Origin of the sequence: Pantoea sp. BRR-3P, assembly GCF_039621635.1 — a bacterium.
Lineage (GTDB): Bacteria > Pseudomonadota > Gammaproteobacteria > Enterobacterales > Enterobacteriaceae > Pantoea > Pantoea floridensis.
The window spans coordinates 91407-115611 of sequence record NZ_CP155067.1; the positions used below are offsets into that span (position 1 = coordinate 91407).

At 51.5% G+C, this 24205-nt stretch carries 21 protein-coding genes; 3 read left to right on the forward strand and 18 right to left on the reverse strand.

Annotated elements, in window-relative coordinates:
* Nucleotides 1-160: 160 nt before the first annotated feature.
* From AAGR08_RS20055 to AAGR08_RS20100, 10 genes are all read right to left on the reverse strand, one after another.
* Complete coding sequence (locus AAGR08_RS20055) at nt 161-1801, reverse strand: FGGY-family carbohydrate kinase (protein ID WP_345830485.1); 1641 nt, start codon at nt 1799-1801, stop codon at nt 161-163.
* 28 nt (nt 1802-1829) lie between these two features.
* Nucleotides 1830-2783 (reverse strand): ABC transporter permease, encoded by a 954-nt coding sequence (locus tag AAGR08_RS20060; protein WP_345830487.1) that lies wholly within the window; start codon nt 2781-2783, stop codon nt 1830-1832.
* 1 nt (nt 2784) lies between these two features.
* A complete protein-coding gene (locus AAGR08_RS20065) occupies nt 2785-3774 on the reverse strand; it encodes an ABC transporter permease (RefSeq protein WP_345830488.1) in 990 nt (329 codons plus the stop codon).
* Nucleotides 3767-5287, reverse strand: a complete 1521-nt coding sequence (locus AAGR08_RS20070) for a sugar ABC transporter ATP-binding protein (RefSeq protein ID WP_345830490.1) — start codon at nt 5285-5287, stop codon at nt 3767-3769. Before AAGR08_RS20070 ends, AAGR08_RS20065 begins: the two co-directional genes overlap by 8 nt.
* Nucleotides 5288-5549: 262 nt before the next feature.
* Nucleotides 5550-6536, reverse strand: a complete 987-nt coding sequence (locus tag AAGR08_RS20075; RefSeq protein WP_345830492.1) for an autoinducer 2 ABC transporter substrate-binding protein — start codon at nt 6534-6536, stop codon at nt 5550-5552.
* Between the two features lie 398 nt (nt 6537-6934).
* The gene (locus tag AAGR08_RS20080; protein WP_345830494.1) at nt 6935-7417 is read right to left on the reverse strand and encodes a glutathione peroxidase; all 483 of its coding nucleotides are present in this window, start codon (nt 7415-7417) and stop codon (nt 6935-6937) included.
* 224 nt (nt 7418-7641) lie between these two features.
* Nucleotides 7642-8349 carry a GntR family transcriptional regulator gene (locus AAGR08_RS20085; RefSeq protein WP_345830495.1) on the reverse strand — a complete coding sequence of 236 codons (708 nt, stop codon included), beginning with the start codon at nt 8347-8349 and terminating at the stop codon, nt 7642-7644.
* A 136-nt stretch (nt 8350-8485) separates the two neighbouring features.
* On the reverse strand, nt 8486-9679 hold the full coding sequence (locus AAGR08_RS20090) for an enolase C-terminal domain-like protein (RefSeq protein WP_345830496.1): 1194 nt from the start codon (nt 9677-9679) through the stop codon (nt 8486-8488).
* Nucleotide 9680: 1 nt separating this feature from the next.
* Nucleotides 9681-11000, reverse strand: a complete 1320-nt coding sequence (locus AAGR08_RS20095; protein WP_345830497.1) for an MFS transporter — start codon at nt 10998-11000, stop codon at nt 9681-9683.
* A 280-nt stretch (nt 11001-11280) separates the two neighbouring features.
* Nucleotides 11281-11676 carry a RidA family protein gene (locus AAGR08_RS20100; protein ID WP_345830498.1) on the reverse strand — a complete coding sequence of 132 codons (396 nt, stop codon included), beginning with the start codon at nt 11674-11676 and terminating at the stop codon, nt 11281-11283.
* 315 nt (nt 11677-11991) lie between these two features.
* Here AAGR08_RS20100 and AAGR08_RS20105 point away from each other — a divergent pair, with 315 nt between their 5' ends.
* The 3 genes from AAGR08_RS20105 (at nt 11992) to AAGR08_RS20115 (ending at nt 15482) form a co-directional block, all read left to right on the forward strand.
* On the forward strand, nt 11992-12966 hold the full coding sequence (locus AAGR08_RS20105; protein WP_345830499.1) for a LysR family transcriptional regulator: 975 nt from the start codon (nt 11992-11994) through the stop codon (nt 12964-12966).
* Nucleotides 12967-13087: 121 nt separating this feature from the next.
* Nucleotides 13088-14383: an MFS transporter gene (locus AAGR08_RS20110; RefSeq protein ID WP_320204524.1), complete on the forward strand. Its 1296-nt coding sequence runs from the start codon at nt 13088-13090 to the stop codon at nt 14381-14383.
* Nucleotides 14384-14471: 88 nt separating this feature from the next.
* Nucleotides 14472-15482 (forward strand): 4-hydroxythreonine-4-phosphate dehydrogenase PdxA, encoded by a 1011-nt coding sequence (locus AAGR08_RS20115; protein ID WP_345830502.1) that lies wholly within the window; start codon nt 14472-14474, stop codon nt 15480-15482.
* A gap of 50 nt (nt 15483-15532) precedes the next feature.
* On the opposite strand, the gene AAGR08_RS20120 is transcribed toward AAGR08_RS20115, so the two are convergent.
* From AAGR08_RS20120 to AAGR08_RS20155, 8 genes are all read right to left on the reverse strand, one after another.
* Entirely contained in the window at nt 15533-17143 is a 1611-nt protein-coding gene (locus AAGR08_RS20120; RefSeq protein ID WP_345830504.1) for a PTS transporter subunit IIC, read from the reverse strand.
* Between the two features lie 144 nt (nt 17144-17287).
* Complete coding sequence (locus AAGR08_RS20125) at nt 17288-17548, reverse strand: HPr family phosphocarrier protein (RefSeq protein WP_345830506.1); 261 nt, start codon at nt 17546-17548, stop codon at nt 17288-17290.
* Nucleotides 17549-17574: 26 nt separating this feature from the next.
* Entirely contained in the window at nt 17575-18021 is a 447-nt protein-coding gene (locus tag AAGR08_RS20130) for a PTS sugar transporter subunit IIA (protein ID WP_345830507.1), read from the reverse strand.
* Nucleotides 18022-18056: 35 nt separating this feature from the next.
* Nucleotides 18057-18704: an L-fuculose-phosphate aldolase gene (locus tag AAGR08_RS20135; RefSeq protein WP_345830508.1), complete on the reverse strand. Its 648-nt coding sequence runs from the start codon at nt 18702-18704 to the stop codon at nt 18057-18059.
* A gap of 254 nt (nt 18705-18958) precedes the next feature.
* The gene (locus AAGR08_RS20140) at nt 18959-19660 is read right to left on the reverse strand and encodes a DeoR family transcriptional regulator (RefSeq protein WP_345830838.1); all 702 of its coding nucleotides are present in this window, start codon (nt 19658-19660) and stop codon (nt 18959-18961) included.
* 87 nt (nt 19661-19747) lie between these two features.
* Entirely contained in the window at nt 19748-21553 is a 1806-nt protein-coding gene (locus AAGR08_RS20145; RefSeq protein WP_345830509.1) for an ABC transporter ATP-binding protein, read from the reverse strand.
* A complete protein-coding gene (locus AAGR08_RS20150; RefSeq protein WP_345830511.1) occupies nt 21550-22992 on the reverse strand; it encodes a M81 family metallopeptidase in 1443 nt (480 codons plus the stop codon). The genes AAGR08_RS20145 and AAGR08_RS20150 overlap by 4 nt, the downstream gene beginning before the upstream one ends.
* 11 nt (nt 22993-23003) lie before the next feature.
* The gene (locus AAGR08_RS20155; RefSeq protein ID WP_097098067.1) at nt 23004-24137 is read right to left on the reverse strand and encodes an ROK family transcriptional regulator; all 1134 of its coding nucleotides are present in this window, start codon (nt 24135-24137) and stop codon (nt 23004-23006) included.
* Nucleotides 24138-24205: the final 68 nt, after the last annotated feature.

A 24205-nucleotide genomic window follows, 5' to 3' on the forward strand; every position in this document is an offset into this window, starting at 1 on the left:
TAAGTAAGAGAATAGGCAGCTTCTCTGGCTTGCACCTTTCTACTTAACTCTTCGACCACTCACAACGTTCCGTTGATTCGCTCACCCTCATGATTGAAACGTCTGCGGTTGCTCGACGCAAGCCAGCCATGACACGCCAGGTTAAATTCTTCTTCCGCATTTATTCGGTTTTCCCCTGCATCAGCTGGCGGTATTTCATGCTGTCGTGGTACATCTCATGGAATACGCGGTATTTACGATCGTAATACTCTTTAATCTTGTTGGTCTGCGGCGTGATGGTTTTGCCAATGCGGCTCATGGCGGCCATCGCTTCCGGCAAAGAGTCGTAGGCGCCCGCCGCAACGGTACCCATCATGGCGCTGCCAAGTAACATCGCCTCGCTCTCTTCCGGCAATAGCATCGCGCAGCCTGTCGCATTGGAATGTTCCTGCACAAAGAGCGGGTTTTTGGTGCCGCCGCCGCTCGCCATCATGGTATCGATGCGGTAACCACTCTGGTTCATGGTCTCAATTATATGCCGGGTGCCGAGCGCCAGCGCCTGGATGGTGGCGAGATACTGCAGCGCCATGTCTTCCGGCGTACGTGACAATTTCAGACCTGTCAGCGTGCCAGTCAGCGTCGGATTGGCACGCGGTGAACGGTTGCCGTGAAAATAGGGCAGCATATGAATGTCTTTGGTCAGGAACGCGATATTTTCTGGTTCACCAGCCATTTTGCGCAGTATGCCGTTCAGTATTTCATAAATCGTTTTGCCACTGTCTTTACCCTGTTTAAGCAGGTCCTGATAACACGGGTGTGACTGAATCACATGGTCAATTAACGCGCCGGTGGTGGATTGTCCACCTTCATTCAGCCAGTAATCCGGAAGAATCGCCGAATAGTATGGCCCCCAAATACCACCGATATAGCGCGCGCTACGCGACATCGCCATATGCGCAGTGGACGTACCGCCAATCATCGCGATGCGATTGTCGAAATCCGCCGATTCGCCAGATGCGCCGCTGGCACCAAGAATGCCAAGGCTGCCGGCGTGGGCATCAATAATTGAGACGCTGACCGCTGTACCCGCGATCAGCCCCATCTCGGCGGCGGCGCGCTGCGTCAGACCATGCCCCAGCGGTTCACCCATGGTTTTCACTTCGCTGCCGATTTTTGACGCGTTGTTTTCTAATAAATCTTCCAGACCTATCTGGCGGAAGTAGCTAGTGTCCCAGCGATCTTCGTGACCGATATACGTCCATTTGCAGACGGTGGAACATAAAGATCGCGTAGGGTCCTGCGTGGCGCGCCAGGTCAGAAAATCAGGTAGGTCAAAAAGATGGCCAACATTCTTCCAGGTGGTTGGCATGTGCTGTTTCAGCCAGAGCAGTTTTGGCGTTTGCATTTCTGGGGAAATAATCCCGCCGACAAACTCCAGCACACGATGACCGGTGGCATTGATGCGTTCCGCCTGAGTAATCGCGCGGTGATCCATCCACACAATAATGTTCTGCTCGCTGCGCCCGGACGGGCTTACGGTCAGCGGTTTACCCTCTTTATCCAGCACCACCAACGAACAGGTGGCGTCAAAACCTATGCCTTTCACCTGAATCGGGTTGATATCCGCCTGATTAACCGCGTCTTTAACGGCGTTACAAACGGAGTGCCAGATCTCATCGGAAGACTGCTCAACAAAATCGGCTTTCGGGCGATACAACGTAATATCACGGCTGGCCTGGCCAACCATGCGCCCGGTCATGTCGAAGACGCCCGCGCGGGCGCTGCCGGTTCCAACGTCTACCCCAATAAAATAACTCGCCATGTTTTTTCCCTTCGTAAAAAACGTTCGCTTAGGATTTTCTGTTTTGCAGAGCGATAAACAGGATCAGGACGCAGCCCCACAGGGCCATGGTCAGGTAACTGCTGACGCCCATGAGGTTGAGGCCGCTCTCCAGCATTTGCAGAACGATCAGCGCCAGCACTAACCCGATGACCCGTCCGAAACCGCCGTCGGGATTAATTCCGCCGAGTACCGAGGCCAGAATGGTCACCAGCAAATAGGCATCGCCGTAGCCTGCTTTAGCCGAGTTAAATTTGGACATCATTAGCAGTGCCGCGCCCCAGCCAAGCAGAGCGGAAAGCACGTACACTGCGAGGGTGACTTTATGTGTATTAACACCGCTGAATCGCGTGGCCTGTTCGTTTGAACCCATCAGATACAGGCTGCGCCCGAGCGTGGTGTGTTCAAGTAAGACCCACAACAGCAGCGCCACCAGCATGAATAACAGCAGGGCAACAGGAATGCCCAGCAGGCTGCCGTTGCTGAGGTACTGAATCGCCGACGGGAAGCCGGAAATCACGGCGCCGTTAGTGAGCAGAATATTCAGCCCAGCAATCAGCGTCATGGTCCCGAGCGTCGCCAGAATCGGCGACACACCGATATAGGCGATCAGCGCGCCATTGAGCACACCAATGACCACTGCCACCAGCAGGCCGGCGAACATCGCCAGCGCGAAATAGCCAGGCTGGTTTGGGTGCGCCACCAGAATGGCCGCCATCACCAGCGAACAGGCGTTGGCACCGGCAATGACCGAAAGATTGATACCGCCGGTCAACATGGTGATACCCATCCCCAGCGCCAGCATACCCAGAATCGGTAACTGCGAGGCAATCGACTGGAAATTGCCAATGCTGTAAAAACTGCCGCCCAACGTAAATGAGAACAGCACGGCAACGGCGACGATGATCAGCAACTGCAAACGGATAATGTGATCGCCGGGTAAGAATCGGTTTAAGGTTGTCATGTCACATCCCCTTTGCGAGTTTGCGCTTTTCATTCCACGCGGTGCTGCTAATGCTGACCAGAATGATCACGCCGCTGAAAACCTGATGCCAGTAAGATGAAATGCTCAGCAAGGTCATGCCGTTTTGCAGGAAGGCCAGCAGCATCACACCCAGAATGGTGCCTGTCAGCGAGCCGCGTCCGCCGGTCATGCTGGTGCCGCCTAACACCACCGCTGCCAACACCGTCAGCTCATAACCGAGCAGGGAGTTAGGCGCGACCGACTGCGTAATTTGCGCCTGAACCACGGCAGCAATGCCCGCCAGCAATCCCATAAAACCGTAGACGTAAAAGTGCAGCCGCAGGATATTCAGACCAAGACGAGAAGCCGCGTCACGATTACTGCCCATGGCATAAATCTGGCGACCCACGCGTGTGCGGTTCATCAGCACACCGGTTGCGATAATCACGCCCAGCAGGCTGAGCAGTGGCAGCGTCAGGCCATAGTCGTAACCGTCGGCAGCGGTAAAGGAGAACCAGTTGATGCCGTTCATAAACCAGTCGGGAAAACCGTACAACCAGGTGCCGTTGGTGATATACACCAGCAAACCATAGAACAGGTTGAGCGTGGCAATCGTGATAATGATGGCCGGAACGCGCAGCCAGTACACCAGAAAACCGTTGACCAGCCCAAGCAGCAAACCGCTTCCCATCGCCAGGGCAAATGCCAGCGGAAAGCTGCCGCCGTGGTGAATGATGTAACTTGCCATCACGTACTGACCAATGGAGGTGACGGCCGGAAATGAAATGTCGATGCCGCCGGCGATCAGCACCACAAACAGGCCGCAGGCCAGAATACCCAAAATGGCGTAGCTGGTGGCGACGTCAGTCAGGTTACCCAGCGTCATAAACTCGCTGGTGCTGACGCTCAGGCCTATCACCAGCAGCAGCACCAGTAATCCCAACCAGAATTCATGCTGAGAAAACAGCTTCGAGAGCGCCTTGTTATCCATTGATTACCTCCGCAATCTGCGCTTCGCTGCTCTGATGCGGCGCGAATTCCGCCACCAGTTCGCCTTTGCGCATCACCAGCACGCGGTGACTGTTGTAATAAGCCTCCGGGATTTCATCGCAAATCATCAGCACCGCCATGCCGGACTCCGCTAAATCGCGCGCAATGCGGTAAATCCCTTCTTTATTGGCAATATCCACGCCCACGGTTGGTGAATCGAGGATCAGGATATGTGGCCGCGTTGCCACCCATTTGGCAATGGCAATACGTTGCGCATTTCCGCCAGAAAGGGTCTTCACGGGTAAGCGGCTGTCTGAGACTTTAATATTCAGATCGCGGATGAGATCTTTCACTACCGACGCAGCTTTAGGGTGATCCATCAATCCTGTGCCGGTGTGCAGCTTGTCGAAAATTGATACCAGCGTGTTGTCATAGATGGATTGCTCCATGATGAGCCCCTGCGTCAGACGGTCTTCTGACACATAGGCTATACCGTGGCGGATGGCGTCGCGGTTCGAGTGGAATTGCACCGCCTGGCCGTTGATGCGGATCTCTCCGCTGTCCGGCTGGCTCATGCCGAACAGGCTCAGACAGAGTTCCGTACGCCCCGAGCCAAGCAGGCCGACAATCGAGGTGATTTCGCCCTGGCGCAGCGATAGCGAGATATTGTGATATTGCCCTTTGCGGCTCAGATGGCTCACTTCCAGCAGCGGCGTTACGTCGGCAGAGGCACGATGGGGCAGGTGACTGTAGGTAAAACGCTGGCCGGTCATCAGGAAGGCCAGTTCATTGCTATCGAGTTCGCTGGCCGGATAGGTGCCAACCAGTTTGCCGTCGCGCATCACGCTGATGCGGTCGGCCACTTCCATCACTTCATCCAGACGATGGCTGACAAACACCACGCAGATCCCGGCGGCTTTCAGCTCATTCACCACGCGCAGCAGGCCGTTTACTTCTGTGCGGGTCAGTGACGCGGTGGGTTCATCCATAATCACCAAACTGGCGTCAGCGGCGATAGCGCGGCATATTGCCACTAACTGGCGGTCGGCGATCGACAACTTTTCGACTTTACGATCCGGATCCAAAGCAACGCCGACGCGTTGCATCGCCGCCACGGCTTTTTTGCGCATGGCCGCGCGATGCACCCAAAAATCACCGCCCGGCAAATAACGGTGAATGGCAATATTTTCGGCCACCGACAAATTTGGGAATAAAGACAGATCCTGATAAATAACCTGAATGCCATAATAAGACGACAGCTGCGGCGTGAGAGTATGAAATAGTTTTCCGTCCAGAGTAATGGCCGCGCCTTTTTCCGGCTGATAGACGCCGGAAATCACTTTAATAATCGTACTTTTGCCGCAGCCATTTTGACCGGCAAGACAATGCACTTCGCCTTTATTGAGTGTCAGGCTGAGATTGTCTAATGCTAATACGCCGGGAAACCTTTTACTGATTTTCTCGAGGCTGATAAAGGCCTCAGCAGGGGCAGGGGACGTGTTGAGAGTATTCATCACAGATCCTTAAACATACCCGACCGGGTTCCAGCGGAGGCGTTGGCTGTACTCGTTCACCCGAAACGCTAACATAGGTAAGCTCTGCCGGGTTTACTCATTTGCAACCTTGCCCCAACTCGAATGATTGAAGGTATACGTTTTCGATGTCAGAGTAGAATTCAAATACGGCACAGCGCACAACGCCGTATTTGTTTCTATTTGCCTGGTGTGGCGCTGGAGCGAATATTGCTCCGTAAAATAAAAGAATTAAAAGATCGGGTTAGAACCCAAGCGATTTCGCATTCTCTGGTGTCACTTCAAGAATTTTATTAAAGCGGATCACTTTCTTATCCATATCTACATCGGCTTTACCCAGTCCCTCGATGCTCAGGTCTTTGGTGACTTCTTTACCCTGCAACAACTGATCGGCAATCGTGACTAAGGCGAAACCGGCATCTTTCGGATCCCATAGCAGTGCTTTCTTAATATCACCGCGCATCAGGTAGGGCGCAGCCTGGCCGGGCATGGCGATGCCAACCACCGCGATTTTATTTTTCGCACGCTTCTGCTGGACAGCCTGACCGGCACCTATCGGGCCGAGCGAACCGAAACCGATTATTCCTTTCAAATCAGGATAGGTTTTCATTAAATCCAGCGTGGTGGAATAGGACTTATCAATGTTTTCTGCCACCGGCAGGCGTGAAGTCACTTCATGCATATCCGGGTATTTTTCTTTCTGATATTTAATTGCGGCATCTGCCCAGGCATTATGCAGTGGCACGGTCAGCGAGCCGACGTAAATGGCGTAACCCCCTTTGCCGCCCATATCTTTTGCCAACTCGTCCATGTTGGCTTGAGCATATTTCTGGCTATCAATGGTTTCGACATCCCATTGCCCAATTTGCTGATCCGGTGATTCATGCGTTAATACGACGATGCCTTGGTCGCGGGCTTTTTTAAGCACCGGTTCCAGTACCTTGGCATCGTTTGGCACCACGATGATTGCGTTAACTTTTTTGGCAATCAAATCTTCAATTACCTTGACCTGCTGGGCCGGGTCCGGAGTGGCGGCACCGACCTGATAAGCGTTGACATCCAGTTTCTGCGCGGCTTCTTTGACGCCAACTTCCATGCGGGTGAACCAGGGAATACCGGTGACTTTAGCGACGACGGCGATATCGTAAGGTTTGGCGGCGAATGACGGTGTTGTAAATAACATGCATGCTGAAACCACACATGCACTGACCAATGCGAGGTTAAATTTCATTATGGTACCTTTCTTATGATGTTCAGTTAGGGGGAACAGACGATAGTTATTAAATCCGCGATCAGAGATTAACTGAAGGGGATACCGCTTTTCGCGCAAATGTGAACAAAATGTGATCAGCACCCGAATGTGTTAAATTCTATGATTTAATGTGTTAATTTAATGTTAATAACGCGATTATTAAGGCATGAGAGTGATGTAATAATCGAATTTACAATGCTTTTGTTAACCAAGTGGCATCAATTAATAAACAATATTGTTACATATGCAGGCTGGCCAGGCGTCCCTTTGCGGGAAGATTAAGGCCGCGGATTTTAATTGCACAAACTGTGAACAGGGTCACGTGAGCAGGTAACCAGGCTGTATTACTGGTGGTGGATTAAATCTAAAAGTAGAAATTAGATTTCCAGTGCAGCAAGGATCGTCGCTTCCATTTTCTCGGGGGGATTAAATGGCGCAAAACGTTTAAGCGGCTTGCCGTCGCGTCCAATCAGGAATTTAGTGAAGTTCCACATGATTCGCCCACCCAGCACACCGGGCAGTTGGTTTTTCAGATAACGAAATACCGGATGCGTGGCGGTTCCGTTAACTTCCACTTTCTCAAATATCGGGAAGCTCACACCGTAGTTGATGCGACACGTTTGCGCGATTTCGTCGGGGCCTCCGGGCTCCTGCTTACCAAATTGGTTGCAGGGGAAACCAAGCACCACCAGACCCTCGACGGCGTACTTCTTGTAAAGCGCTTCAAGGCCAGTGTATTGCGGTGTGAAGCCACAATGGCTGGCGGTGTTCACCACCAGAACCACCTTACCGGCGTAGTCGGCCATGGAGACATGTTCGCCATCCAGACGAACGGCGGAAAGCTGATGAAAGGTTGTCATAGTCGAATCCCAAAGCAGAACTAATTTAATGCCGTTCACTTAAGCAGAAAAATGCCTCTTTATACCAGTGCGTATGAATGTGCACTCTACGAAAAACCCGCTATATCAACGTAGGATCAGCATTCATGGAGACTGATAATAGGCTAAGTCGATAAAAAGTTGCCCGTATTAATCCAGACGCCAGATTCGCCAGAGTTTGCAGGAGCAAATCATGGCGACCTTATTTATTCGCTGGGTATGGCAGGAATTCTGCCCGGATTTTTTTCCTGATATCGACGTTGTAGGCCGCCAAGGTGCCATTCTAGTTTTTCCATGGCCTGTTCGTCTTGCTGTTGATCCAGCAACTCGACAATAGCTTCATGATCATCCTGCGAACTTTGAAACTCTTCCGGGGTTTTAGTGAGATGGTTCAGGAAAGTGCGAATGCGGTTAATGCTGGTTTTGTAAGAGTTAATTAACTCTTTATTACGGCTGGATTCAATCATTGCCATATGGAACGCCGCATCCATTTCACGGTAAGTCTCAGGCGCATTTTGTAAGGCTTCGCGGCCATGTTGCAGATGTATCCTGAGAAGCGTGATCAACGCCTGACGATCGTGGCGTAGTGCAAGCTGTAAAGCGCCAGCTTCAAGAATTTGCCGCATTTCACAGGTTTCACGCATTTCCTGTTCGTTAAATTCAAATACAAAGGTTCCACGCTGTGGAATTATTTGCACCAGCCGTTCCATTTCCAGTTTTTGCAGGGCAGCCCGCACCGGCGTACGGCTAACATTAAGCTGAGCAGCGATGTCATTTTCTGAAATTAATGAGCCCGGTTCGATTTGGCAATTAACGATTAAGTCACGAATATGATCGGCCAGAATATTACCCAATGATTGAGGGCGAATTATCTTTTTAGATGACCAGTCAATAATGAGCTTTTCAGAGGACATAAGTGGGCGTAATTCCTTAATGCAACTAACCTTTTATTGCGTAAATAGTTACATGATCTTACCCCGTATGCAAGATGTAGTATACAAGATACACCCCCCTAGAAAGGATGAGGGGGGCGGCGGTTAGACAGGATGATCAGGAGGTGAACAAGTATTGCTGATGCTGTATATGCGCGGGATTCAGGGCCATTCCCATCCCCGGCATTTGAGGGACCTGGATCAGGCCATCCTCAGGTACAACCGGATCGCTAAGGAAATACTGGTGAATATCGTTCCACTTCACCAAGTACTCTTGATAGGGCGTGTGGATAGGCGATTGCGTTGTGGTGAAATGCGCAGTCGCAATGGTGGAGTGACCATGTGGAATAACTTGTAGATCGTACATGGTCGCAGCTGCCGCGATTTTTAAGGTTTCAGACAGGCCGCCGCACCAGTAAATGTCTGGCTGAATCACATCCAGAACATCAGCCTCAAAAAAGCGTTTGAAGCCCCAGCGGGTATATTCATGCTCGGCACCGGCCAGCGGAATCGTCAGCTTATCTTTTAGACGGCGCATACTGCCGATTCTGTCCGGCATAACACACTCTTCCAGCCAACGTGGGCGATATGGCTCAATGGCCTTCGCCAACTCGATGACGTAAGTCACATCCATTGACTGCCAGCAGTCAAACATCAGATCGTAATCGTCGCCCAGCGTCTCACGCAGTGTCTTAACCAGCTCAATATTTTTCTTTAGGCCTTCTCTACCGCTCATTGGGCCGTGGCGGAAAAACCACTTTTGCCCACGATAACCTAACGCTTTGAATTGCAGAGCGCGTTCGCGTACTCGCCCCATGTCCTGTACGGCAAAACCGAGCATTGAAGCATATGCCGGGATCTCCTCGCGAATTGAGCCGCCGAGTAGACGATAAACCGGCTGCTGCATCCACTTGCCGCGAAGATCCCACAGTGCGCAGTCCACCGCGCTAATTGCCAGCATGGCGTCACCCTGGCGACCATGAATCAGTGCCCGATGCATCTGGTCCCACAGGCGTTCACTGTCACGCGGATCCTGACCAAGCAGTAGCGGACGCAATTGGCCATGCACTATCGACGCAACGGCATGGGGTATCGGCCCCGCCAATCCTTCAACGCCTTCGTCAGAGATAATCTCTAAAAACACGGTGGAGATAGCAAAACCGTTTTTAAGCTGTACGCCACCATCATGATTGTCCACGACGCGATATTGGGAATACACATCCGTTGGACGCGCCAGACGTTCTTCCCAAAAGTCCTCCTTGCCAGGTAAAACGCCTTCTACCTGCAGTAATCGGACATCGACAATTTTCATCTTACTGAGCCTCATGTTGTTCATTGCTATTAGGAATTGCTGATGATTGCTGGCGGCGGAAAATGATGCTCAGGGTAATAATGGAGAGCAGGGCCATCGCCGCCAGCCAATAAAATCCGCCGTTATAACTGCCGCTGCGATCGCGAATGATGCCGATAACCCATGGATTAACGACGCTGGCGAGGCTGCCGAGTGCGTTGATCAACGCAATGCTGCCCGCTACAACGGAAACCGGAAGAAATTGTCCGGGCAGTCCCCAGAAGACGGGCATTGCGCCGAAAAAGCCAAATGCTGAGCAGCAGAGGAATAGCATTCTGATCAGCGAGTTATCAAACCAGGCGACGCAGACCAATCCAAGACAAGAGATGATCAGGGCAATGTAATTGGCCAGCAGACGTGAACCAGGACGGTCGGCAACGCGCCCTAAAACCAGCATGCCGATCAGGCCAAAAATATAGGGAATGATGGTGACAAAACCGGTTTGTATGTGGCTCAACCCCGTTTCGCTAATGATTAACGGCAGAAAGGTACTTACTGCGCCGTTAAGGTTCGCCAGACCGTAGTAGGTGAGGCTGAATAACAGCACCAGCGGGCTGAAAAGCGCCTTGAGCAATCCACCGTGTCCGCGTGAAGGCAGTTTCTTTTGTTCTGCCGCTAACGTTGTCATTAGCCAACGTTGCTCGTCGGGTGCCAGGAATCTGGCATCTTTGGGTTTATCAGGTAGTGCAAAAGGGACGATCATTCCCAACAAAATGGCCGGAATGGCTTCGATCAGGAACATCACCTGCCAACCGCTTAGTCCCATCCACCCGTGTAATTCCAGTAACAGGCTGGAAACCGGTGTCCCGATAATCAGCGCAATTGGAATACCCGTCATGAAAGAGGCGATAATGCGTCCGCGCCAGGCTGCCGGGAACCACAGCGTAAGATAAAACACGATACCCGGAAAGAAACCTGCTTCGGCTGCGCCAAGTAGCGCACGCATCACATACAGGCTATTTTCGTTCCATACGAATATATGCGCGCCGGAAATGATCCCCCACGTCACCATTATTCGGGCTATCCACCAGCGGGCTCCGACTTTCTCTAGCATCAGGTTCGAGGGCAGTTCAAGCAGGGCGTAAGGGACAAAAAACAACCCTGCCGCCAGCCCAAAACTTGCAGCGCTTAAGCCGATATCCGCATTCATGGTTAATGCAGCAACCCCTATATTCGCCCGGTCAACGACGGCAATGACGTAACAAGCAATCAGCAGCGGTATCAACCGCCAGGAAAGCTTGCGTATAACCCTTTTTTCGAGATCTGAGTCTGTGGTTTGCATGATTTTTCCTGAACATGAGAGCGAGGGTATTCAAGTACCTTGTATACAAGCTAAGTTGTATTCATCTACCGACTTGAGTTCAATCTCCTCAATGTGGAAATGAGATGTGAAACGTTTCAGCGCGCAAACTGAGAATGAATCTTTAGTGAAAGTTATTGACGGTAGGTGCAGAAATTGTCGACCGAGATAGAGAGTTTAGGAAAAGCCGAAACTAACGGATAAGGGGAGTTATGACGCTATTCATCCTTGAATAGATTGATATTAAAGCAGCGGTTATTTTTTACGGACGTCGTATGGCAATACACTTTATTTCAACCAGCAGCCCGGGATGCGCCAAACTTGCTACGCCAATACAAGTCCACGCGCTCCGACCGCGCGGAAAGATCTTGTCCTTCACATGGCGAAAAACCGCCATATGCTTGGCCATATCAATATGATAAGTGGTCATTTCAACCACATCATCAAAATCACAACCCGCTTCGTTCAACACTAATTCCAGATTGCGCCAGCAGGCAATAAACTGCTGTTCCGGATCGGTGATAATCTCAAGCTCGGGGGTGCGGCCAACCTGTCCGGCACAATAAAGTGTGTTACCCACCAGTACGCCAGGGACATAGCCTGTGCGCGCTGAGAGAGCTTGCATTGCAGCGGGGATAATGAATTTTCTGTCGCTCATAATATTTTTAATCCATTGAAATTAATAAAAAAGTTTTTTTAGTGGCTCGCGATTATGTGAACCTGTCACATTCATTGACTTTAACAGGGGAGTGTTTCCGCTTATCAGCGTTCGCTGTGTTAAAAATTAACATTTTTCCGATTATATGGCATCCAAATCACATTTATTAACATGCGCCGGCCGTCACTTTTCGCGTCAGTGTTAAAGTCACGAGCTGGCGTCAGCAACATGAGCATGCCGCCAGAACAACGACCGCGCACGAAGTCGGCGCCGGCATAACCTTCCTTTCAGACATTGACTATCAGGGCTAAGACTATGGGCAAAAATCTGGCTTCGCATGCGTCCGAAGAGCGTAACGCCTATCGGATAGCCCCAGGCATACGCTTTGATTTGGTGACGTTAAGAGTGTTTGTTGCCACGGCGGAGCTCGGCGGTATCACACACGCCGCCGCACAGCTGCATCTGGTGCCTGCCGCCGCCTCGCGACGCATTCGCGAGCTGGAAGAGCAACTCGGTATGCCGCTGTTTGTCCGCTTGCCGCATGGCATGGCGTTGAACGATGCAGGACGCGCGATTTTAGCGCATGCACGCTCTATTTTGCACGCCGCCGAACGGATGCAGGATGACATGCAAGCCTTTCTGCAAGGCAATCGCGGTGTGGTGCGCATTGCTGCCTGCACCTCGGCAGTATTGCAATTTCTCACCGACGATCTGCGCAGAAGCCATCAGCTCTATCCCAATATTCATATTGATCTGCATGAGATGAATAGTGAAAGCGTGATTCAGGCAGTGCAGCGGGGCGTGGCGGATATTGGCATCTATGAGCAGTCCGTCAGCCATGCTTCGCTGCCGCTGATCCCGTATCGCCACGATCGTCTTTGCGTCGTCACGCCAATTGACCATCCGCTGGCCGAGTGGGTTGCCAGCAAACAGTTGTTAACGGCGAACGAACTGTTGCAGCATGATCTGATTGGGCTGACCGAAGGCGCTTCCATCTCGATTATGCTTACCCAATTGGCGCGCCGGCTGGATAAGCCGCTGAAGATGCGCATTCGCGTTGGCAGCTTCGATAGCATGGCAGCGATGATTTCCTGCGGGATTGGCATTGGACTCATGCCTGAAAGCGTGGCTCGTCAAATTATCTCCACTTCTGAATTTGCGCATTTATCGCTGCACGATCCACTGGCTGAGCGTCAGTTTGTGTTGTGCCATCAGGCGCATGAAGCTCTGTCAATGGCGACGGAGAGTATTCTTACGCTACTGAGTCACGTCAGCGAAGCCACGCATTGACATATTGTTAACGCTGTATATCCAAATTGTTAATAGCTTCCGCGTAATTGATTGCAGCATAGTTGACAGGGCGACATACCCTACAACGACTGCCCCAATTACATAAAAGCAGGAGGCAATTTTGAAAACTCAGTCCCACATCAGCAGAAATATGCTGATTATCTTCTGTGCCATGTCATTTATCCTTTATCTGGATCGCGTTAACCTGGCCGCCGCTGCAGGACCGCTTAAAGCGGAACTGGGGCTAACGAACACTGAACTCGGTATCGCTTTTTCAGCATTTGGCTACACCTACGCTATTTTTCAACTGGTCGGTGGCTGGGTGGCGGATCGCTTCGGCGCACGTCGCACCATTATCGTCTGCGGTATCATCTGGGCCGTAGCGACCGTATGCACCGGCCTGATCGGTGGGCTGGTTTCATTGTGCTTAGCACGCCTTTTGCTGGGTATTGGCGAGGGTGCTGCGCTTCCGGCGCAGGCAAGAGCGATTACCAACTGGGTACCAAAACCTAAACGAGGTATGGCTCAAGGGCTGACTCACTCGTTCTCGCGCCTTGGTAACGCTGTAGCGCCTCCGCTGGTGGCCATTTTGATTGCATGGCATTCATGGCGCGCGGCTTTCATCGCTGTGGGCATTCTGTCAGCGTTGTGGCTGGTGGTGTGGCTGGTCTACTTCAAAGAGACACCCGAAGAGCACCCCGGTGTTTCAGACGCGGAATTAGCCTTGCTGCCGCGCCGGGAAAACGTTCAGGAGGGAGGTGACTCGCTGCCACACTCATGGTGGACCATCCTGCGTCGCATGCGCGCGACGATCGCGGTTTACTTCTGCATGGTTTGGTCTAATACGCTGTTTTTCAGCTGGATGCCGATCTTCTTTATGCAGTCGCTAAATCTCGATATCAAAAGCTCAGCGCTCTATTCATCCGGGGTGTTCTTTGCCGGTGTGCTGGGCGATTTAACCGGCGGCGTGATCAGCGACTTCATCTTGAAGCGCACCGGTCGTCTGGCGCTGGCCCGTCAGGGCGTGATCACCATCAGTTTACTGGGCGGGCTCATTTTCTTTATCCCGGTGCTGATCAGTCATAACGTCATCACCATCGCGCTGTGCCTGAGTGCTGCATTTTTCTTCCTGGAGTTAACCATTGGGCCGATATGGGCCGTTCCGATGGACGTTGCGCCAAAAACGGCAGGAACTGCCAGTGGCATGCTCAACTTCGGTGCCGCAATGGCGACCATTATTTCCCCGATTATTTTCGGTCTGATGATCGATATGACCGGAAGCTGGACGCTGCCTTTTGCGGGTGCGATTGGCTTCCTGATCCTTGGCATTATTTTTACCCAATGGATCCGTCCGGACATCTCGGTTGAGGACATCTCACAACATAAACCCGCAGAGACACAATCGCTGCTGGGCTAACTTTTAGCGCTTATTCCGTCATTCCCTATGCCACATTCTTCGGCAGAGGCTTGCCTCTGCCCGTTATAAAATTGAGGAGCAATTTGCCATGACAAATGAAACTTTGCGTCAAACCTTCGCCGAAACCGATAAACCCCATATTGTGCTCGCTGTAGGCGATGCCGCGGGCATTGGTCCCGAGGTTATTGTCACACTGCTAGCGGATCCGCAAACGGCACGCAAAGCGAATGTAACGTTGATCGCGAATATGCCCGCGCTTGAAGCGGCGGCTCGCAGTAAAGGCGTTGCATTACCCACCGCCACTGATTGGCTATCAATTCCGCAGTGGCCAGGCTTACACCGCCACATTGCGCCAGCGCAAGTGAGTGAAGATAACGGCGTATTTATCCTCGAATCGCTGAAAATAGGCGTTGAGATGGTTGCATCTGGGCAGTCCGATGCACTGTGCTTTGGTCCTCTGAACAAAGGCGCCATGCGCCTGGGCGGAATGCAGCAAGAGGATGAAATGCGTTGGCTGGCAAATGAGCTCAATTACCAAGGCGTTTGCGGTGAATTCAACGTTCTGGATAAGCTCTGGACCGCGCGCGTCACCTCACATATCCCGTTGTCGGCGGTTTCGAGCCAGCTAACTGCAGAAAAAGTTGCCAGAGCAATTGGCATGCTGACGCAGGCGCTAAAAGACGCTGGTGTCGCGCAGCCAAAAATCGGGGTCTGTGGCTTAAATCCCCATAATGGTGATAACGGCAATTACGGTGATGAAGAGGGCAGAATCATCACGCCAGGCATTGAACTGGCTGCATCTCAGGGCTATCCCGCCGAAGGTCCATTCCCGGCAGACACGATTTTCCTGCGCGCCAGAGACGGTCAGTTTGATGGAATTGTTTCGATGTATCACGACCAGGGACAAATCGCCACCAAGATGATGGGCTTTGATATTGGCGTTACCGTACAGGGCGGGTTGCCGATTCCAGTGACCACGCCAGCACACGGCACAGCCTATGAAATTGTCGGCAAAGGCGTGGCAAAAACCACGGCGATGGCCAATGCCTTTGACCTCGCGTGCCGCATGGGAATCAGTCATCGGCAGAAGCGCGCCTGATTTTACTGACCAGCCAGGTGCGCACTCTTGCACACCTGGCATCATGACGATTAATGGAACAGGCTAAAGAACTTCCAGAGCAAGAACGAAAGAACATGCGATCCCTGATCCAGCGACGAAATCTCGCTGGCGCCGGGTGGAATATTAAAGCCGATATTATGTGCTACCTGAGTAATTAACGGTGCCATGGCTGTACCAATCCAAAGAATGCAGCAGACCACCACAATGGATGAGAGCAGCGAGCGGAACAAATTGCCGGCACAGGGAATAATTACCCAAGTGAGGAAGATCGGGATAACGGGTAAATCAGCGAAGGGCAGAATCTTATTGCCAGGCAGTATTGCAGCAATAAACAGCGTTAACGGCACCATTAAAATACCCACGGAAAGTATTTTGGGATGGCCCAGCGCAATTGCGCCGTCGAGTCCAATATAGACTTTTCGTCCCGGGAACTTCTTCGACATATAGCTCTGAGCACCAATCGAAATAGCCGATAAGCCTTCCATGAGTTTTCGCGTCATCATCGGCAAAAGAATCATCACGGCTGCCAGCTGAGTCATCAGAATTAAGGTGCCTTTGATGTCATAGCCGGCTAATAAGCCAATGCCTAATCCGATCAGTAAGCCAAGAATTCCGGGGTCGCCAATGATTTTATAGAGCACACCAATCCTATTATCATTCGTGCTCCGGGATGTGTCATCCGGCTGATGCGCGTGAAAGACGGTTTCCATAATCTGGTCGTAAATTTCGTTGCCTGCAGCGCCGGCGAGAATTTTCACGCCCAAAAACGACGGACAATCCAGATGCGTTCCCGGCGGTAAAGCGGCTGAGTGGATCACAAAGTCGGGCTTAACTGATTGAGCGTACTGTTCGACTTCCGCCAGCTTGCATTGCGAAATCTCAAGCTGAATATTCAGGTCATCGAAATGCTTTTGTACCTTTTTAATGATCATTGAAGATGTGGCGACCCCGGAAGGGCAGCATACCAAACATTTAGCTGTCGTTTGATGCAGAGCCACGTCAGCAGAATCGCTGCTCCGTTCGCCAATTTTATTAATGCCCGGAATGATGCTCCACAGCTTATTCAAACCGTAACCCACAGGCAGCCAGTTGATGGTTTCCAGATGGGCGAAAGTGACGCCAGGCATCTGGAAATACTTCTCGACAATCGGTGCACCCCAGTCCGCTAATTTCAGCACCACGATAATACTGATGGCTATAGCCAATATGCTTAAGAAGATTGAACCGGTTGAGTAATACACCAGCGCGCCGGTGAAGATGAAGTGCCAGTAATTCCACAAATCAACGTTCAGCACGTTGGTCCAGTTACGCCAAAGCATGATGCCATTAATCAAAAAGTGCAGTACAAATACCCAAAGTACCAGCGGTGTGGCATAAGAAATCGCCGCGCCGACCGACCATCCGGTATCCAACACGGTTAAATGGATATCAAAACGTTCGGTCATCAATTTGGTCGCCGCACCCAGATTGGTCACCATAAAACCAATCATCAGATTGATACCAATAAAACCCACTGAGATGGCAATGGCGCTTTTGATGGCGTCCAGTAATTTTACCCGGAAAAATAATGCCACAAACAAGATTAATATCGGCACAACGATGGTTGCGCCATAAGAGAGAAAGTTATCAATGTAACGCATTATAAGAGCAACCATATTGCAACCTCTATTATTATAAAGCGTGAAGGTTAATCGTGCAGGTGCGCATAACTACGCACCCTAAGATATGCCTGGCTTATTGTTAAGCCGCCGATTATGACGACCGAAGACCCTGGTGTTGACGACTCAATCTTCTAATGAAGAAATAAAGGTGCTCAGTGCGCTAAGTGCCGCCTCTTCATCAGGGCCCTCAGCGCTAATAGATATTTTATCCTGATAAGAAATCCCTACCTGCAGGAGTTTCATTAAGCTTTTTCCATTGGCAATTTTATCATCTTTTTTTACCAGGATTTCTGATTGGAAACGTTTTGCTTCTTTGACAAAACTCGCGCCGGGTCGGGTATGCAGTCCTGTCGGGTTCGTGATCACGATTTCAATTGATTTCATCGCTCTCTCCTTTAGCCACGTTATTATCAGGAAAGTAGGTCACGTACCTGTTCCCCATCTGTAGCATGCTTCAATTGCTCAATAAGGTGGTCATCATCCAGCAGCATCATAATTTCCATGAGGATGCCTTCATTGAGTTCTTCGGTATTTTTAGCTGCCATGGTGAAAAGAATGCTGACCGGGTCATGATCCTCATGACCAAAGACAACCGGTTCTTTGAGAATAACCAGGCTACAGCCGGTTTTGATCGCACCTGCCTCAGGTCTGGCGTGTGGCATAGCAATACCGGGTAGAATTACAAAGTAAGGGCCATGCTCTGCCACGCTATTTAAAATGCCCTGATAATAATCTGCGGTGATGTAACCTTGCTCTTCGAGTAATGCGCAACCGACCTGAACTGCGTCTTGCCAATCAGTAGCGACATGCTGTGTAACGAATAAATTATCCGCGACAATTTTAGCAGCTAATTTCATCATTCATCCTAATATTAAGTTGGATTGAAAAAGAGTTAATGCGTATCGCTTAATCCATAGCCGTGGAATTTGATCAACACCTCGTCAATCTGTGCATCGGACAATATTGGGGCGGGATCCATAATGGGTAAAATAGTCAAATACAGTTTTGCCAATACTTCGACTTCCTGTGCCAGCCACAGCGCTTTTTCCAGCGTCTTCGCCGTGGTGATCATACCGTGATGCTGTAATAGCGTGGCTTTATAACCCTGTAAGGCGTTAACCGCATATTCCGATAATTGCTGGGTACCATAGGTGGCATAAGGCGCACAGGGAATGACATTGCCGCCGGCGGCTGCCACCATGTAGTGAATGGCGGGGATTTCTTTATTCATCACGGCAACCGCCGTGGCAGAAATGGCGTGGTTATGCAGCACGACATTTTCTTCCGGTTTTGACTTGAGGATATCCAGGTGAAAGCGCCACTCGGAAGAGGGATTTTTACCGGGTTCTGCCGCGCCGTTCATATCGACATAAACGATATCGTCCAGGCGCAGATCTTCATATGGCACGCTGGTCGGGGTAATCAGCATACCATTTTCAAAACGCACGCTGATATTCCCAGAGGTTCCCTGATTCAGGCCCATAGCACTCATCTTTAGACAGGTATTAATAATGTCCTGACTTATCTGTGCTCTGCTCATCTTCTTCTCCTTAGGTAAATTTCCTCATTTTTATAAATGTCAGCATTGAGCACCAACACAGGATTGAAATCAGCTTGTGATGGCAATCATATATTCGGCGTACAATGCGCGAATTTTTCTGGGCGCGCTCACATTTCTCTTTGCCCTTTTGATAAATTTCTTAATCAAACGGGCATTTATGAAGGTAGAAGTACTGCATATAAAAAGTGAAATAATGGGGAGGGGATTAGTTGGGTGTTAGCGTTATATCGGGGTTAACTGTAAAAAACGGATGTGACCTGGCTGAGGTTGAAGAGATTCAACTCACCACGCGAACCTATTTTGCTCTTATCGATGAGCAAAATCTTATTGCTAGCCAGGTTGAAAGCGAATTTTTTAAACTTAGCGTTGCCATTATTGGTATCCCAGATGTTTCCCATCTTATCAATGCTGTCGCAGGAAAAAATAAACAGATCGATTTTCTTCGATTTAATCGCGGGCAGGGCATCGCTGCTCATAAAAAAGCTCGAATACTTCCTGATCAACGTTCCGCCCGTGGAGATAATGGTAACATGGTCTTTCTTTTCGAGTTCGCAACAAATTCTAAAACTATTTGTAATGACGGTAAGCGGAATATTGGGGAGCTGCTTAGATAAATACCAACAGGTGCTGCTGGCATCCAGTGCAATACACATGTTGGGCTTAATTTGCGATAGCACTTGTGAAACCACGTCTTTCTTATTTCGGGCGTGACGGCGGAAACGATCAACGAAGGAGAGTCCGTTATCACTGTTATCATCCGCTAAGGCTTTAATCTTGCCATGCTGACGAATGATTTTGCCCTGCTGGTGCAGTTCACGAATATCGCGTCGTACCGTTTCGATGCTAACGTCTAGCATCGCGGCTAAGTCGTTGGTGGCCAATGAGTGCTGGCCAGCGATAATATCCAGAATTGCGCACTGCCGCTGCTGTTTCATCACCGTCTGTACCTAAAAAAACAGAGACAGAACTATACCTGAAATTGGGCGGCTATATACATGCTAATGCTGGGATATCAATCACCTTCATTCCATCACCCAGTGCCCGGCACTGACTTCACGATAGCGACGCGTTTCAGGAACAAATCCCACTGCCCGCACTGGGCTTTTTAACTCACCGATCTCCACCTGCCGCTTCAAATGACGCCGCGTCGGATCGGGGATCGGCACTGAAGACAACAGCTTGCGCGTGTACTCATGCTGAGGGTTTTCGAAGATGGCTGCCCGCGGGCCTATTTCGACGATTTCCCCTAATAACATCACCGCCACCCGATGGCTAATACGTTCGACTACTGCCATATCATGGGAAATAAACAGGTACGACAAGCCCAGACTTTGCTGCAGATCCAGCAGCAGATTGATGATTTGCGCTTTTACGGTGACATCCAGCGCGGACACGGATTCATCCGCAATAATCATTTTGGGGTCGAGCATCAACGCGCGCGCGATGCAGATGCGCTGACGCTGGCCGCCGGAAAATTCGTGCGGATAGCGCGTTAACATGCTGGCAGATAAGCCGACTCGCTCCATCAGCGATGCAGCTTTCTCGCGCGCTTCGGTTTTAGACCCGAGCCGATGCTGTAAAAACGGTTCGGTTAGCGCTCCCTGCACCGACATACGCGGATTGAGGCTGGCGAACGGATCCTGAAAAATCATCTGCATGACGCGACGCAAATTACGCAACTCATTGGCAGAAAGATTCAGCACATCGTACCCATCAAAGGCAATTTCACCGGCCGTGGGCGTGACCAGGCGTGTCAGCGAACGTCCGGTGGTTGATTTTCCACAGCCAGACTCACCCACCAGCGATAAGGTTTCACCCGGCATCAAATCAAACGAGATATTTTCCACCGCGTGAACCGCCCCGGTTTTGCGGCTAAACACGCCTTCATGGATAGTAAAGCGCGTGCTGAGCTGCTTCACCGACAGCAGCGGCTTAACCGGCGCAGACCTGGTTACCGATTCATCGGGTTCCTTTTCGGAGTTTAAGGCGAACTTGCGCGGCCCACGACTGCCGCGCATCGCACCAAGCTGCGGCACGGTGGCAATGAGCGTGCGCGTATAATCGGCGGCAGGCGCGGCGAAAATCGCTGTGGTCGTGCCGGTTTCTACAACGTCACCTTGATACATGACTAACGTGCGATCGGCGACTTCCGCCACCACGCCCATATCATGGGTGATGAACAAAACTGCGGTGCCTTCCTCTTCCTGCAATGTCTTAATCAGATCAAGAATTTGCCCCTGAATCGTCACATCTAGCGCCGTGGTGGGTTCGTCGGCAATCAACAGTTTGGGCCGCAGTGCCAGAGCCATGGCGATCATCACACGTTGACGCATTCCACCGGAAAAATGGTGGGGATAATCATTGAAGCGTTTACTGGCATTGGGTATACGTACTTTTTCCAATAGCCGTATTGTCTCCTCACGTGCGGCACGTTTACTGATTTTGCGATGATTGATCAGCGCCTCTGCAATTTGATCGCCAATGGTAAAGGAAGGATTGAGGCTGGTCATCGGCTCCTGAAAAATCATTGCCACCGCATTGCCGCGAATATCGCGCATGGCGGATTCGCTTAATTTCAGCAGATCGATGCCGTTTAACATCACTTTGCCGCTGACTCGCGCGTGCCGCAGGTTGAGCAAACGCATAATCGCCATTGAGGTGACGCTTTTACCCGAGCCTGATTCTCCAACAATCGCGAGCGTCTCACCTGCATGGACGGTTAACGACAGGTTTTTGACAACCTCGCGCCACCCATCGTCGCCACGAAAAGCCACCGTCAGATTTTCAATACGCAGAACCGGTTCAACCACGGTTATTGGCTCGCTCATTTTGCCGCCAAAAAGCGCGCTGACAGGCGGCTTACCGGCAGGAAAGAAAAGTCGGTATCAAAGGGGTAAGCAGGCTTCAATTTGCGCTTGCGAGCTAAACGTTCCACATATTGATCGACCACGCCTTCCGACAGCGCCATCAGATTGGGATTGGCCAGCGGCGCGAGTTCCGGCGACAGATAACCTGATTTCACCACGACGATTTTGGCTGCTGCCGGATCGAGGCCAAGCAGAGCAAAATCCGCCAGATTGTGATAAGGACGACGCCGATCGGCCACGACCAGCGTAATACCGCCGGTTTGCAGCAATGCTTGTTTTGCCAGGGAGCGGGCGTCGTCGCTGAGATGCTTCACCACAAATTCGGCCTGCACTTTACCTCCCGCCGGATCGAGTGAGGCGCCCACGGTGAGATGCAGCGTAGCGCCCTCGCCAGCGGCAAATGCGGCTTCGGTAGCCGGTTTATCCGTAATTCCGGCCACGATGACATCCTGCGCATTTTGACGAATCAGTTCGGCTAACACATCCGCACGATCCCCTACGCCGCCGCCGGTGGGGTTATCCCCAGAATCGGCCAAAATCACCGGTGCGGTTTCGCTGGCGATAGCCATGGAGACACATTCTGTAATGCTGCCGGTGACGCAGCCAAAGCGAAATTCATCGCGCGCCTGCCAGTAGGCCAGTGCCAGGTTTGCAGCCTGCTCAGCCAGCACATCGGCATCGGTGCCCGTCACGATCGCCGCAGCCGTCGCGCGCGGTTCATCGGCCCACACGTAGCCGACCATCAGCGAAGCATCCCAGATTCCCTCTATCTCATTGATGGCAGGCAAGCGGGCATACAAACTTTTAGCCGGTTCATCTTCAGTGCTGGTACGTTCACCGGGCAAAACGACAGGGATCGGCGCCCATACCACGCCCGGTTTTATGCCGGTTTGCAGGCTTTTAACCAGCATCGTCACCGAGCGGCGCATGGTCTCTTCCACATCAATGTGCGGCGCGGTGCGGTAGGTTGAGAACATATCAATTGCATCGATGATGCGCTGCGTGACGTTGCCGTGTAGATCGTAACTTACCGTAATAGGGCAATCAGGCCCCACCAACTCGCGGGTGGCGCTGATCCAGTCGCCTTCAGCGTCTTCCATACCTTCAACGTAGACCGCGCCGTGCATGGCCAGGTAGACACCGTCGACCGGCAGGTAAGCCGCAAGGCGTGTCAGAAAATCCTGCTTAAAATCCTCGTAGGTCATACGTGCGACGGGGCCGCCGGCAATGGCCCGCGCGTGGAATGTGGGCAGGAACTCAGCGGGATAATCCTGCAGAAAGGCAAAGTAAGGATTGGTCGTCAGTTCATCACCACGCACGATGCGGAAGTCATCGGCGTAATTCAGCACCGGATTGTAAGTACTGCACTCAGTATGAATTCCACCAAAAGCAATGCGCATAGCAGCCTCCGCTAGTCGGGTAAGTGAATGATAAAACGATATGCCGCCACGCTGGCTGCGGCTCTGGCCCAGCTCTGTTCGTTGATGGCAATATTGGCAATGGGTGTTTTGCCCATCATTGCGGGCAAAACATTGCTATCGATGGCCTGCATGACCACGGTTTTGAGTAGGCCATCAAAGGCATCGGGCTGATGCGCAATGACAATCAATTCGGGATCGTTCATCTGAATGATATTCGCGATCGATAAACCCAGCGCATGTCCGGCCTGGTGCAGAATGGCAATCGCAGCGCTGTTGCCTTTCACCGCCAGTGCCTCCAGCTCGCCAATCGATTCGCTCTCCAGCGCTTTATCGCGCGTGCTTTCGCGGATTGCCGTTAGCGAGGCGAGGGTATCGAGGCAACCTCGCTTGCCGCAGCGGCAGGGGCGACCGCCGGGTTCAATGGTGCAATGGGCAATCTCTCCGGCGCCACCGTGTGCGCCACGGTGCAATTGCCCCTGAAAGAAGTGCGCTGAGCCGATGCCGTCGCCATGGGAAATCAGGGTGAAATTGCGCGCCTTTTTTGCCACGCCAAACATCTTCTCGCTCACCGCCAGCGCTTTGGCATCGTTCTCCAGTGAGACGTCCAGGCCGGTTTGCTGCTTCAGCATTTCAGCCAGCGGGACATTTTTCCAACCGAGCAGAGCCGATTGCACACAAACTGCCTGATGTTCATCAATAAAGCCGGAAAGCGTGACGCCAAGGCCAATGACCTGATCCAGTGAAATGGATTTCTGCGCAATCAGCGCTGGGATGGCCGCTGCTATCGCCGCCACTAACTGGGCGGGCGCGAGATGGAGCGCCATTTCGGTGGCTGCCAGCGTATGACCATGCATATCGATTAACACTAAAACTACGCGTTCGCCGAGCAGCGAAGCACCGAGAAAATAGGCGCTGTCGGCGCGCATTTTTAATAATACCGATGGACGTCCCTGGCCGTTTGATTCTGGAATACTTTCCTCCAGTAATCCGGCATTTAGCATCTCTTTAACCTGCGTTGTAATAGCGGCTTTGCTCAACTTCATCTGTTCAGCAATCAGGGTACGGCTCATTCCCTGTGAGGCAATAAGCAAACGCAGAATTTGTTGCTGATGGGCATTGAGCATTCGAGGTCTCACAGCGTTAGCATTTATGCGCTGACAATAATAAGGCCAGAAAACAAATACAACGAGAT